Consider the following 13,018-nt stretch of genomic DNA (forward strand, 5'->3'; position numbering starts at 1 on the left):
CGACATACATGGAGGGTACCGCGTGGGCCGTATAGCGATTGTCGGTACTGGTCCAACAGGCATTTATGCTTTCCAAAGGCTACTGGAGGCGGCGCCCGAAGGAGAGATAACCCTGTTCGAAAAGGGCGAGAAGATCGGCCTCGGCATGCCCTATTCGCCGGAAGTCTCAAGCAAATCGATGCTGGCAAACATAGCCAGTATCGAGATCCCACCCATCACCACCACCTACCTTGACTGGCTTGAGGATCAGCCGGAATCCCTTTTGCGATCATACGGCGTTGATCCGGACGTCCTTGACGAACGGCACTTCACCCCGCGGCTTCTGTTGGGAGAGTACTTTCAGGACCAGCTTTTGGTGCTGGTTGATCAGGCTCTGGCCAGTGGAATGCAGGTGGAGATTCATGAGCAAACCGAGGTGGTTGATGTCACCGCCGAAGATGGCGCCCTGTTTGTGACCACCGCAGACGGATCAGTGGAAGGGCCCTTCGAACGGGTGATACTGGCAACTGGCCATGACTTCCCAGACGCGGACGAAGCGACCCGCAGCTATTTCCCAAGCCCTTGGTCTGGGCTGATTGACGCCGAGGTGCCTGCGGTTCGAGTGGGGGTTATGGGCACGTCGCTGAGTTCCATTGACGCGGCCATGGCCGTGGCCAATCAACATGGCCGGTTTCGGCGCAAGGGCGGTGCCCTGTCCTTTGAAACCGAGGCAAAGGGCCTGCATATCACGCTGATGTCATGGACGGGCGTGCTGCCCGAAGCTGACTTCTATTGTCCACTTCCCTACGAACCCCTTCAAATCATGACCGAAGCTGCGGTGGCGGACTGCGCCGCGCAAGCCCGCCCGCTGGATGCGTTGTTCGAGTTGATGCGGGCCGAGATAACTCTTTCCGACCCGGGTTATGCCGAACGGATTGGCCTTGCAGGCCTGACGGCCGACACTTTCGCCGCCGCCTACTTTGCCGCGCGCGAGGTGCAGGACCCGTTCCGCTGGGCGCGGAAGAACCTGGAAGAGGTCGAACACAACAAGGCACACCGCATCACGGTGCCATGGCGCTATGCGCTCTTACGAATGCACGAGACGGTTGAGGCGATTGTGCCCGATCTCAGCACCAGCGAGCGGCAACGGTTCGATGACGGGTTGAAAACCGTTTTCGTCGACAACTACGCCGCCGTCCCGTCCGAATCCATTCGCCGCCTCCTCGCCCTGCACGATGCCGGCGTCTTGTCGATCCTTGCTTTGGGAAAGGATTACGATCTGGACAGGCAGACTGACCGGACGGTGATCCGAACTCAGTCCGAGACCCATGTTTTCGATGTGTTCATTGACGCGCGTGGCCAGAAGGCACTGACCAGCGCCGACCTGCCCTTCCCGTCCCTGCGCGATGCCTTGGCCAAAGCGGGGCAGGACATCCCTGAACGCGCGCAGGACTACAGTCTGACAGGAGTTCCCGGCTACGAAGGGCGTCTGGTGCTGGCCGCTATCCCATACCTGATGCACGACCGCCCGTTCGTCCAGGGCATCACCGTCAGCGCCGAAATCGGTGCTGAAATCGCCAAGGGCATGACCGCTGGCCGGGTGAGACGTCAGGCATAGGCCGGTTGAAGAGGACAGAAACCATTGTAGCAGGAACCGGATCATGGGGACCAAGCAAGCCACGGCCAGAAGCATCCCACGCGGATCCGGCCGCGAAAGACAGCAACGCGGCTGAGAGAATTTGTCCAGCAATCATGGGGTTCCCGTGAAGAGGTTGCGGTTCATGAGTTAGCGCTCGATCACAAACCATCCTTGGCTCATGATCTGGTGGCCAATGTCGAGCCCCTCGCCCATTCTAGGCTTCGCGGCTTCTCCGCAGGCTGAGCGGGCACCGGAGTAGGGCATCACCGCGAAGTGGATGATCTCCGGGCTGGTCTTGAAGTTCTGGAAAGGGGAGCGTTAGCTTATTCCAGCAGGGTAGTGGACCGCCCTGCCGAGCAGTAACGCAAACACCGTTCACTTATATTGGGGCAGACTGGACACTCAAGTCCGATCAAGTCGCGTTTCTTTTGCCATAGAGTTTCCTCAGCTTCTCCCGAACCACAGAAACGCCGATACCCATCCGCCTTCCTCCGCGTATCTGAGAGGCACGCATAGCGGCCAGCAGTTCAACGTCATTGAGCCCATCAACCGCATCATAGGCTGGCGAACCGGCATGTGATACTGCCTCAGCCATTTCGTTCAAAAGGGTCGCAACGGCAATTTGTTCGTCAGTCAAACCGTAAGAAACAAATGGGTTCCTCCATCGGACCTTACCTACGGGAGTTTCCACGGACAGTTCAATCAGATCACCGCTTGCATCCTCAATACGCTGTGGTCGAAAGATTGACGCTTGGCCGCTCGTTACACCGGAGGCATCAGTCAATTGCCCTTCATCACCATCGACAATGAAGCTTGCAGGCTCAAGTACATTGCCCGCGTTGTCATCAGTCGTGAAGCGATGGACAAGTCCTGCACCACTTCTGTAGTGAAATAATGCTTCGTCGATGGGTGCCTGTACGCCTGTAACGTGATATCGCCGAGCCGACACCGAAACTATCTCGTCCCAAATGTCGAGCGCACGACGAAGACGCGCGACCCCGTGATAGTCGTAGTTGGCCAGATTGTTCGTGGCGGACTTTACAATGCCAATACCACCAAGCTCGACGACCTTGCGCTGTAGTCGAGCTTGCGGAAGGAAAGGAAACTGTTCGGCAAGGCCAACGGTCAACTGTGCCTTCTTCATCTGTTTAACAAGCTTGCGTCCCTTGAACAAACTCCAACAGATCGGTGTTTCCAAAAACAGTGGACAACCAAGATGGGCGAGTCGCGCGTAAGTCGCATCGTTGTCGGAAACGGATACGACCAAAAAGTCGATCCTGCCTTCTTTCACAAGTGTTTCAGCATCCGGAAACACTGCACAACCCATCTTCGACGCAACCTGCTCGGCGGACAACTGTCGGCGGGCCGCAACACCAACGACTTCGATGCGATCAGACACCGCCGCCAAAGCTGGTGCGTATACGCGCTGGATTCTATCCCCGGCACCCACCAGTCCGATGCGAATTTTGGGGCGTAGTGGTACCGATTCCGTTCGTCTGGCTGACATAGACGTGTTGAGATGTTCTGCCAGACGCAAGGCGAGGGCCACGATCATCTGCGTTGGGTTCATGTGTCCCGGCGTAGAGAAGACCGAACCGCCGGCGACAAACAACCCCTCGACACCATGCACCTGACAGTTGGCGTCCACGACGCCGGTTGCAGGATCGTCGGACATCCGTGTCGTACACATTGGGTGCGCAAGATCGATCAGGTCTTCGCGCCAACTTTCGAAATCGTTCCATGAAGCGCCGTTGCCCGCTTCCATGCCTAAACGGGAAATCTCATTCGCAAGGATTTCACGGAACCGAGCAGCGGTACGATACTCAAGCTCGCTCAAACGCCAGTCAATCTCAGGAAGCGGCATACCGAAACGGTCTGTGCGATCGGACAACCGGATACGACTGTCGGGGTTGAGCAATTGTTCGACGCTACCCCCCATCACCGTCCTGTCCGGATGGTTCAGTGCAGTACGTCCGAGCACAAAGCGATCAGCGACATTCTCACACAGTGCGACAGGATGCGCCAAACCTTGCACGATGCTGTTCGCTGCTTCCACAAGGTTGCGATCGCCACGCAAGGATCGAACACCGGAGGCTATAGAAGCAAGCGGGTTGGTGCGCGACCCGAACTCGACAAGGTGCACTGAAGCGTTCAGCAAACCTTCCCGCCTTTGCAGCGCAGGAGAAAGGCGTAGGCCAAAGCTGTAGGACTGGACCGCCCCTGACTGTCTGTACAATCTTGTTGCAAACCGTCGCCTGAGAAGCCTTGCAGCCCCAGGCCCGAAAGAGCGGAACTCGGTAAATGTGTGGTCTGTGAGGTAGCGACCTACCTGGTCGTGGTCATTTCCGAGCCCAGCGGGCTTACTACTGCGCGAGGCAAGCAATAGCCGGGTATTGTCAATTCCACCGCAGGCAAGAACGACCCGGGATGCAGTCAATTTACGGATACGCCCATCCGGACCTCGAACGAGCAGTCCGGAAACCATTTTACCCGTGTCTTCGGCAAGGACTTCGTGGACAGTTGCATGGGTGAATAGGAACACCGTTTCACTTTGACGAATCCAACCAACATGCGCACGGCCGAAATCGACTGGGGTCTTTCGCCCTGAATGACGCAGGATTGCCAATTCATCTGCCGGAGAGTCCATGCTATTGGCAAAGTGCTCAGTTGAAGCCTGGCCATCCCGGACACTGAACTGCCAGACGACAGGGGACAGAAGGTCTGCATTCCAGGCCCGGCTATCAACGGGTTGACGCAAATCCCGCAGTGCGTGAGTCACACTGAGATTTGGGGTGAGGCCAAGAAGATCGCCCGCACGGCGCACCTGACCTGCCATATCATCAATGTCAATTGGCCAACCCGATGTCGTAAGCCAGTCACGCCTTACGTAGTCGATAGCGTCAAACATCCCACAGCGGCCGGTCCAAATGGTGCTGGTTCCACCAACACATCGCCGCCGAACCGATTCTGGATTTGCCCGACGGTGGCCGACACTTACAATTTCATTTAATGCCTCAATATCCTTAGTTGGCTCAATCCCACCACTTTCCAGAATGGCAATACGAAAGGGCGAAGCCCGAAGAGAGTGCGCTATTGTCAAACCTGCCGGACCCGAACCGACAATAATCAGATCGAAGTCTTGGAAAGACGTCTGATAATCGGAAAACGATAGTACCGGCATGATCCCTATCGCAGCAAAGCGGTCAGATGACCCTAGTCCACCCGTTGGTACCTGTCCATGGTGTAGGGGTGACGCTGATGGATGCTGTCGGACGAATGCGAACCCGTCTCCGCTACCGCTGCCCACCTGCAGATCAGGCAGCGAGAACGCCGCGTCACTCGGCAAAAGCGACGGCGCGGGTCTGCAGGTAGGTGGGCAACTGGACGTAGAGCATCACAGCCGGGCGGATGATCTTTGGGCTTGTCTTCAGGAGAGGAAGAGCTCCCGGGCGCATCCGGATCGGGAGGTCACGTTCGCTAGGGAAATTGGCGGAGGAAACGCCACTGGAGTCCAACCTTCTCCATCTGGGTCATTGCTTCCTCAATCCCAAGAGGCTGCTGCGCGCTGTGACCGTGCGTACGTTGCCCACGGCACGTCAGAACACAAAGAAATCCGCGTTTGTCAGTGCCAGACCGGTATCAAGAGTTGCGAAGTGCACTTTTGCAGCCGCACCAGTTCCATCGCGATCAAAGTACAACCGCCCGGTATCGCTCTCGTAGATGATCCGATCGCTGGTATCGGCAGCATTGCCTGAAGTGTTTCGCACGAAGGCCGATGCGGCGAGGGTCCCGGCTGAAAGGCCGCTGAAGATCGCGTCCTCTAGTTGGATCGTGTCGGCCACAACGTTGAAATCTGTGATCCTGTCAACATTGCTGGACCCAAGCGTCGTATTGAAGATGAAACTGTCAGCGCCGCCGCCACCAATCAGCGTATCGCTGCCGGTGCCCCCGTTCAGACTGTCGTTCCCAGCCGCACCGCTCAATGTGTCGTTGCCTGCGCCCGAGTTCATGCTGTTGCCGAGGGAGTTCCCCGTCAGGCGGTCATTGCCGCTCCCCGAAGAGATGTGCTCGACGTTCAGGATCGTGTCGGTACCGTGTCCGGTGCTCTGGGCAGTTGTGAGGCCAAGATTGACATTCGCAGCCACGGTACCGGTGAAGTAGGCACGGTCAGAGCCGTCACCACCGTCGATGTAATCGTTGCCTGTGCCGCCGGTCAGTTGGTCGTCGCCAAGGCCACCGATAAGTTGGTCGTTGTCTGCACCGCCGTTCAGGGTGTCGTTGCCAGAACCGCCGCGCAAGCTGTCGTTGCCGCCAAGGCCGTTGACACTGTCGTGGCCACCGAGGGCATCAATCACATCAGCCCTTGCGGTCCCAGTCACCACGTCAGAAGCTTCGGTGACGGGAACGTCTGGCACGATGGTGCCGGGCCCGCCATTGTCGGCGCTCGACCGGGCGAAGTTCTGCGTCACCATCACCGCAGGCCAGTTTGAGCCGTTGGTGGCGAATTGGCCAACCTCGATACCGATGCCAATCTCGACAAAGTTCGGATTCAGGATGTTTGCCCGATGGCCGGGGCTGTTCATTAGGCTGTTGTGCAGATTTATGACGTCATCCGAAATCCCCGCAGCCCCGCGTTGACTTTGCCAAGAGATGTTTTCGCCCAAGGTCCAATTGCCTGAAAAAACATAGCCTGCATCACCCATCCGTTCGCCGGCCGAGGAGCCGCCCGACCCGGTATGCGAAAAGACATCCGCCTGCAGCATCCAGCGGCTATGGGTCTCCGCCGAGGTGTTCAGCTTTGCGTTCAGCTTGAGCGCGGCGAGACCGTACGCGGCCCGCTCAGCATTGATGAGGGCCAGCATCTGAACTTCGTATTCATTGGCGACCGACATTTTCTGACCCTTTCCGCACACATCGAACCTTGCCGCCCCACACCTTGCCAGCGCGGCTGCGACGCCAAGACCCGTTTGAACGCAGGATTTGGGCCAATTGAAGGCTAGACACGGACCTACGGCCCGGCAACCTTAAATTGTGAGGCCTTCCCAACCGACACGCCCCAAGTGGCCCGAGGCACGCCGATCCCCGAGACGGTGACGCTGAATGTTCCATTCCGCCTGGCCAGATGAGGTTCGGCCTCCCACATCGGAAGGGCCGCTCATGCGTTATCTCCTGACGGAGTATCTGCCGTTCGATATCGTGGCAGATCGCTCCGCTCGCCTCGAATTTGGACAAAGCTTGATCGGAGAAGTTGAACGGTCGCGCGTGCCTGGACCGTTTGGCCTTTCCGTTCTTAGCGCCCTCCCCCGATTGAGGTGCCTCCCGCACTGATGGGGGAGAGATGTATACATCGCAGTAGACGAACAGGGGACGATTACCGATGTCATCGGGCGTCAACGCCCGGGGCATACTTCGTTCCAGAGCTGCGATCACCTGATCGAAACAGGCGAGATCGATATCAAACTCAACTATGCACCAGAATTTTTGGCGGGTTGGGCTAGGCTCTCATCCGGTGCCGTCCGGTTCCTTGATTGCATGAAAGCCGAGTGACCCGCGATGGCATTGGCTCAAGAAGACGCGTCCCGTCTGTGTGGTTGATCAAAGCTAATGGCTTGTAGGGTGCATGCCCTGATTTCACCGCAGCACTATAGTCTCAGCTCGGATTTCGACATAACCACGCAGAGAAGGTCGACCAACCAGGCCACCCCCGCATCCTGTAGCGCAGCCCTGGTCGTCACGATGACTACGTTGCTCGTAGAGACCTCGAACGGCAGCGGGGTTCCTACGAGTCCGAACCGTGCACCGTGGGTATCGACGAGGCTTTGTGGCAGCGAAACCACAAGGTCACTTTCCGCCGCAAGGAAGAGGGCGGACGAAAAGTTCGGCGCCGTCATCGCCACCCTACGCTCACGGCCAAGCTTTGCCAGCACACTGTCGGTCGCTGCCACGGGGTCGCCCCTGATCGAAACAACGAGGTGGCGCGCGAGGCAATAGGTATCGAGAGTCGGGTCCAAAGCATATGGATGGTCGGCGCGTGTAACGGCGACCAGCCGGTCCTCGGTCTCGGGGACTGGACGCAAGGCGAAGCGAGCGGGGCTGGTCACCCACGGCAGTATTGCCATGTCCAACTCACGCGTCTCCAACATTTCGAGCACGTGGTCCCAAGCGCCCTGCTCGGGCGAAGTGCGAAAGGACGGCACGATATGCAGCACGGACGTAGCGACGGTTGGCGCTTGTTCCGAAAGCGCTGCGGCAAACGAGGGTCCGTGGACGCAGAGGAACGCATCGCCCGCCCCCACTCGAAACCGGCGCGTGGAGATGCTGGGGTCGAACGGCTCGGCTCCAGCCAGAACCTCGCGCACTCCAAGCAGGATTTCGGCAATTCTGGGCGCAAGATCCAGCGCGCGCTCGGTTGGTATGACGCCCCGCGTCGTGCGAAGAAACAAGGGGTCGTTCATCAAGCGCCGCAAGCGGCCAAGGCCATGACTGACCGCCGACGGCGACAGGTTCAGCGCCGAAGCAGCGCGCCCGACATTGCCCTCGCGCAGGACGGTTTCGAAGAGCACGAGGAGGTTCAGGTCAGTACGAGAGAGATCAATCTGATTCAGCATATTGCTGAAATCATACCACTGGCTTCATCAGCGTTAAGCGACAATAGGTCTGCCCGCACATCGCCTGAGCGGCTTCCTGCTTAGGCTAACTGGAAAGGAGAAGACAACATGGCGGTTCTGATGACGGCGGAAGGCTCAGGACAGATACTGGCAGGCTATAGCGATCTGTTCGATGTCGTATCGTCCGAATTACGAAGCGCGCAGGGCTTTCTGATGCACGCCTCGCACCCGGTCGACGGGGGTTGGCGGGTGCTAGAAATCTGGGACTCACGTCAAGATGCAGCTGCGGTCTTTGCCACAACAATTGCGCCCCATTTGCCCGAACGAGTCCGCCCAAAGCTGAACTTTACGCGCCTGCACGACGTCGTGCAGCCCTGACCACCACCGACGACTGCGGTCGCCCACTTTATCGACGAGGTTTGAAATTGTTCTTCGACACCACTTTGACGACGCGCCTTAAGGCGCACCTGTCTAATCCAAACGCGGTTGCCCAATTCTGGAAGCCGCTTGGTCACGCAGTCTGGTTCGGCAAGGATCCGGATTTCGATCAGAAGTTTCGCGAGGCCTTTGTGGCCGAACATGCCGCCGCTGCACAGGGCGAACTGATGCCGTGGCTTGCCACCGCCGAAGGCGCACTGTCTCTGGTCATCCTACTCGATCAGTATCCGCGCAATGCGTTTCGGGGTACCGCACGCATGTACAAGACAGATGCACTTGCGCGGCTCGTTGCGGATACGGCGCTGAACCTGGGCCATGACGGTAAAGTGCATGTTTCATTGCGCGGCTTCTTTTACCTTCCCTTCAGTCATTCTGAGCACATGGCGGATCAAGAACGGGCAGTCCATCTCTTCGCCGACCTTCCTGAACCGGCGCCGATGCATTCCCGCAGTCACCGCGAGATCGTTGCGCGTTTCGGCCGGTTCCCGCATCGGAACTCCTTACTTGACCGCAAGACAACCCCGGAAGAAGAGGCCTGGCTTGCTGCTGGCGGCTTTGCGGGCTGACGACAACAGGACCGAGATGCTTTTGGATCCGACGTCGGCAGGTCTCCTGCGCTTCGACAGCGATGAACAATTGAAATTGATGGCGGTGTTTCGGAAAGGCCGGCCAGACTTGAAAGGAAAGATTATGCGTATCAGCGACTTCTGCTTCATCACGGCCGCCGCGGCGGCCCTGGTGGGCATGACCATGGGCATTGTGATGGGGATCAGCCAAGATTTCACCTTGGCACCCTCACACGCCCACCTCAATCTGTTGGGCTGGGTATCGATGGCAATCTACGGCCTGTACCATAGAGGCGTTGGTCGAACCTCTGGCTTTGGGGGTTGGATTCAGGCTGGCAGCGGCGCGCTTGGTGCAGCCTTCATGGCCGGCGGGCTGGGATTGTACCTCGGAAGCCATGATGAACGATTCGTACCCCTCGTGATTACTGGATCACTTCTTGCGGCTCTGTCGATGTTGTTGTTCCTTGCGCTCGTCCTTTTCGACATGCGCGACCGCCGTACATCCGCGTTCGGGATGGCCGCGCACTCAGGCTGATCCAACTTGCAGAACGACGCTGGTGCAAGATGCCTCTAGTCCCAGCGTCGGCCTTACATTGGCTGCCTCTCAGGATGGTCTGCTGACGCCCAAATCTATCGATTGCATAGAGCGATCCTCAGGACCTCGGGGCTATGGGCGCGAAAGCCAAAGCGGCTGCCACCAAAACTGAAAGCATGATGGAAATCCCTGTGTTTCTCGCAACCCCAACATTCCGAGCAGTATACTGAATCGGAAATAGAATGATTCACCACATTTCGCTTCCCCTGCCCGATCCACAATCGGCAGCCCACAAACTTGCTTAGTTGACCGGCGGCATGGCTCTGCGTGCACCGTCACCGCCTTTCCCACGTAACGCATTGAGCCAAACCCCGCTGGCGGCAACGCGTGGTTCGACCTGCCAGACGACGTTCCGGCAGTCTTCGCTGGCATCCACGTGCCAGGTTGGACCTCGACACGAAAGTTGAAGGACGGCCCGACCACGGACGATCTGTTCGCTTTTCTGACGACTGAACCAAACGCTGAAGCTGGTGCGGTTCATCCCAAGGCGATGCCGGTTATTCTCGTCGCCCCCGCAGACTGGAAAGTCTGGCTGATCGCGCCGTGGCCCGAAGCAGCATCGATGCAACAGCCGTTAGGCGACGGCGTTTTGAAAAAACGGTAGGATCGGCTGGAACCACACTGGGTCGCTGGTGTTTGGCTATACCTCAGGCGGTCGGCATGCCCTCTGCTGGCTGGCGCGGGCTGTTGCTACTCCAATGCCTGCGCGGGAAGGCGATGGCGCTCGCCTTCCCCCTTTGGTGACCCTGCAGAACTGAAGTCCGGATAACTTCAGCAGGCTGGTGTCGAAATCGCTAAACTCGTCATGGCAACCTGTGACTGGATCCCGCGTGCGAGCGAGGTGGCTGGAGGACTCGGTAACTTCTCCGAAGGTCGGGACTGGCGGTTAGCCGTTGGCGATTTCTTTCGATTCTTTCAAATTGGCTGTGCACATTGCCAAAGCTCAAGCCAAGCCTCGGCGGGTTCTTGTCCCTCGGTCAGTCAGTTCCGCCACCATGGCGCGTAGCGACTTGTGTCCGGCGGCTCTTGAATGAGGGGAGCAAGGTCCCCCCGAATTCCGCGGCATTCGCCGACACCGTCGCACGCAACAGTACACCGCCCTTCCCTGCCCGCTTAAGGACGGGTGCTTCATTTGGGTTCCCCAGCTTCAGTCCACGCGCCATGACCACTGCAAGGGCCTCTTTCGTGATCCCAAGGCTGAAATATGACGTACGCCTTCCACCACCGCGCTTCGATTCTCACCTTAGTTCAGAGAACTGCGACTACAGGAAAAAAGTAGAGCGGCGCGCGAAACCAATGAAACACTTGTGCACCCGCTGATGTTTGACGGGGGAACCTCGGCCCATTGAACGCGTTGATTTGGCGGACTGTTTGCATCGTAAGCCCCGCGGAGGCCGCATGACCCTGCTTCAGTCGTATTCCTTCGCGATCATAGTCGGAATGATGGTTCTCTTCATATGGGGCAGGCTTCGTTACGATGTGGTTGCGATGCTTGCACTCGCTGCTTCATTAGCTGCAGGGACGGTCGCACCAGAGGAGGCTTTCTCCGGCTTCAGTGACGATATCGTCATCATCGTCGCATCCGCACTTGTGGTCAGCGCCGCAGTCGCGCGATCCCACCTGATTGAAGTCATTCTGCGGTGGTTGTCGCAACGGCTGAGCGGATTTCGGATGCAGCTTCTGGTGTTGGTGGGGGCGGTCACCCTGCTTTCGGCTCTGATCAAAAACATCGGGGCCTTGGCGATGATGATGCCTGCCGCGCTGAAGATCGCCAAGAAGTCCGGGACGTCTCCTGCGCTCTACCTGATGCCGATGTCCTTCGGCTCGCTTTTGGGCGGGTTGATCACATTGGTCGGCACTTCGCCCAACATCATCGTGTCCCGTGTGCGCGAGGAGATTGTGGGAGAGCCGTTCGGCATGTTTGACTACGCCCCCGTAGGCTTGGGCCTTTCTGCGGTCGGTTTGGTCTTTCTGCTCTTCACATCGAAGCTCCTGCTGCCGCACGACAGGCGCGCCACTGCATCGCTTGGCGAGGCGGTCAACATTTCAGACTACAACTCCGAAGCAGTTGTCGCTCCGAAGTCGACAGTCATCGGCAAGACGATCGGTGAGTTCCTGGGTCTTGCCGATGGCGAAGTCACAGTAACCGGTGTCATCCGGGACGGTATGCGTCGTCCGATAACTTTGCCCGATCATCTCATTCGCGAGGGTGATATTCTGCAGCTTCGGGGACAGCCGGATGGTCTTGAACTCTCGGTCAAAAAGGCCGGGCTGATCCTGGCCCGGCAGGACAATCCAAAGCCGAAGGACAGCGTTGCAGAACGGATCGGAATGATCGAGGCGGTCGTCAGGGCAGCATCGCCCATCATCGGTCAAAGTGCACGGCGATTGCACCTGTTCGACGATCAGGGGGTCAACCTCGTTGCCCTGTCACGGTCTGGAAAGAGGATGACCGAAAGGATCGGCGACACCTCACTGGAGCCCGGGGATGTCTTGTTGTTGCAGGGCTCGCTCGACATTCTGCCCGACCGGATCATGTCACTTGGACTTCTGCCCTTGGCAGAACGAGAATTGCGGCTGGGGTCCGTTCGGCGGGATGTCCTTCCAGTGGTAATTCTTGCCGCAGCCATGAGCTTGACAGCGTTCGGACTCGTCCCTGTGGCGATCGCTTTTTTTGGGGCGGCGCTTGCGATGATCCTTACCGGAGCGATCAGCGCTGAGGGAGCCTACGAGGCGATTGAATGGTCAATTCTTGTGATGCTGGGGGCGCTCATCCCAGTCAGTGAGGCGCTACAGACGACCGGCGCGGCCCAATTGGTAGGTGACCTGCTCTCGGCCCTCGCGACCGGCCTGCCCGCATGGGGAGCTTTGGCACTGATCATGGTGGTGGCGATGGCGGTCACACCATTTCTCAACAATGCGGCCACCGTCCTCGTCATGGCCCCGATTGCTGCGATCTTCGCCAATCGGCTTGGGCTTGCCCCCGATGCCTTCCTGATGGCAGTCGCCGTTGGAGCCGGTTGTGATTTCCTCACTCCCATCGGTCACCAGTGCAACACACTTGTCATGGGACCAGGGGGCTACCGGTTTGGTGACTATGCACGTCTGGGCGCACCGCTGTCGGTTCTGGTCGTCATCGTCGGCGTACCACTGATCCTCTCGGTCTGGCCAGTTTGACCTTTTGAATTCAGCA

The 13,018-nt window shown here is 58.3% G+C and carries 9 protein-coding genes; 6 read left to right on the forward strand and 3 right to left on the reverse strand.

Features of this window, described 5'->3' with window-relative positions; all coding sequences use genetic code 11:
- The first annotated feature begins 22 nt into the window (after positions 1–22).
- Positions 23–1,597 (forward strand): FAD-NAD(P)-binding protein, encoded by a 1,575-nt coding sequence (locus EI545_RS02165; protein WP_125323953.1) that lies wholly within the window; start codon positions 23–25, stop codon positions 1,595–1,597.
- Positions 1,598–2,030: 433 nt separating this feature from the next.
- Here EI545_RS02165 and EI545_RS02170 read toward each other — a convergent pair whose 3' ends face one another.
- The 3 genes from EI545_RS02170 to EI545_RS02180 all read right to left on the reverse strand — a co-directional run bounded on the left by EI545_RS02170 (position 2,031) and on the right by EI545_RS02180 (position 8,226).
- Entirely contained in the window at positions 2,031–4,799 is a 2,769-nt protein-coding gene (locus EI545_RS02170) for a GMC oxidoreductase (RefSeq protein WP_125323954.1), read from the reverse strand.
- Positions 4,800–5,214: 415 nt separating this feature from the next.
- Positions 5,215–6,510 carry a CAP domain-containing protein gene (locus tag EI545_RS02175; protein ID WP_125323955.1) on the reverse strand — a complete coding sequence of 432 codons (1,296 nt, stop codon included), beginning with the start codon at positions 6,508–6,510 and terminating at the stop codon, positions 5,215–5,217.
- Between the two features lie 750 nt (positions 6,511–7,260).
- The gene (locus EI545_RS02180) at positions 7,261–8,226 is read right to left on the reverse strand and encodes a LysR family transcriptional regulator (RefSeq protein WP_125323956.1); all 966 of its coding nucleotides are present in this window, start codon (positions 8,224–8,226) and stop codon (positions 7,261–7,263) included.
- A 108-nt stretch (positions 8,227–8,334) separates the two neighbouring features.
- Here EI545_RS02180 and EI545_RS02185 point away from each other — a divergent pair, with 108 nt between their 5' ends.
- From EI545_RS02185 to EI545_RS02205, 5 genes are all read left to right on the forward strand, one after another.
- Entirely contained in the window at positions 8,335–8,604 is a 270-nt protein-coding gene (locus tag EI545_RS02185; protein WP_125323957.1) for a hypothetical protein, read from the forward strand.
- Between the two features lie 47 nt (positions 8,605–8,651).
- Complete coding sequence (locus EI545_RS02190; protein ID WP_216842475.1) at positions 8,652–9,230, forward strand: DUF924 family protein; 579 nt, start codon at positions 8,652–8,654, stop codon at positions 9,228–9,230.
- On the forward strand, positions 9,205–9,765 hold the full coding sequence (locus EI545_RS02195; protein ID WP_125323958.1) for a hypothetical protein: 561 nt from the start codon (positions 9,205–9,207) through the stop codon (positions 9,763–9,765). Before EI545_RS02190 ends, EI545_RS02195 begins: the two co-directional genes overlap by 26 nt.
- Before the next feature lie 463 nt (positions 9,766–10,228).
- Positions 10,229–10,429 (forward strand): SOS response-associated peptidase family protein, encoded by a 201-nt coding sequence (locus EI545_RS02200; protein ID WP_125323959.1) that lies wholly within the window; start codon positions 10,229–10,231, stop codon positions 10,427–10,429.
- A 794-nt stretch (positions 10,430–11,223) separates the two neighbouring features.
- A complete protein-coding gene (locus EI545_RS02205) occupies positions 11,224–13,002 on the forward strand; it encodes an SLC13 family permease (protein ID WP_125323960.1) in 1,779 nt (592 codons plus the stop codon).
- Positions 13,003–13,018: the final 16 nt, after the last annotated feature.

The organism is Tabrizicola piscis (assembly GCF_003940805.1).
Lineage (GTDB): Bacteria > Pseudomonadota > Alphaproteobacteria > Rhodobacterales > Rhodobacteraceae > Tabrizicola > Tabrizicola piscis.

Excerpts from the sequence above, each read along its gene's own strand:
- EI545_RS02170 (WP_125323954.1), bottom strand. The coding sequence starts at position 4,799 with ATGCCGGTACTATCGTTTTCCGATTATCAGACGTCTTTCCAAGACTTC.
- EI545_RS02175 (WP_125323955.1), bottom strand. The coding sequence starts at position 6,510 with ATGTCGGTCGCCAATGAATACGAAGTTCAGATGCTGGCCCTCATCAAT.
- EI545_RS02180 (WP_125323956.1), bottom strand. The coding sequence starts at position 8,226 with ATGCTGAATCAGATTGATCTCTCTCGTACTGACCTGAACCTCCTCGTG.
- EI545_RS02185 (WP_125323957.1), top strand. The coding sequence starts at position 8,335 with ATGGCGGTTCTGATGACGGCGGAAGGCTCAGGACAGATACTGGCAGGC.
- EI545_RS02205 (WP_125323960.1), top strand. The coding sequence starts at position 11,224 with ATGACCCTGCTTCAGTCGTATTCCTTCGCGATCATAGTCGGAATGATG.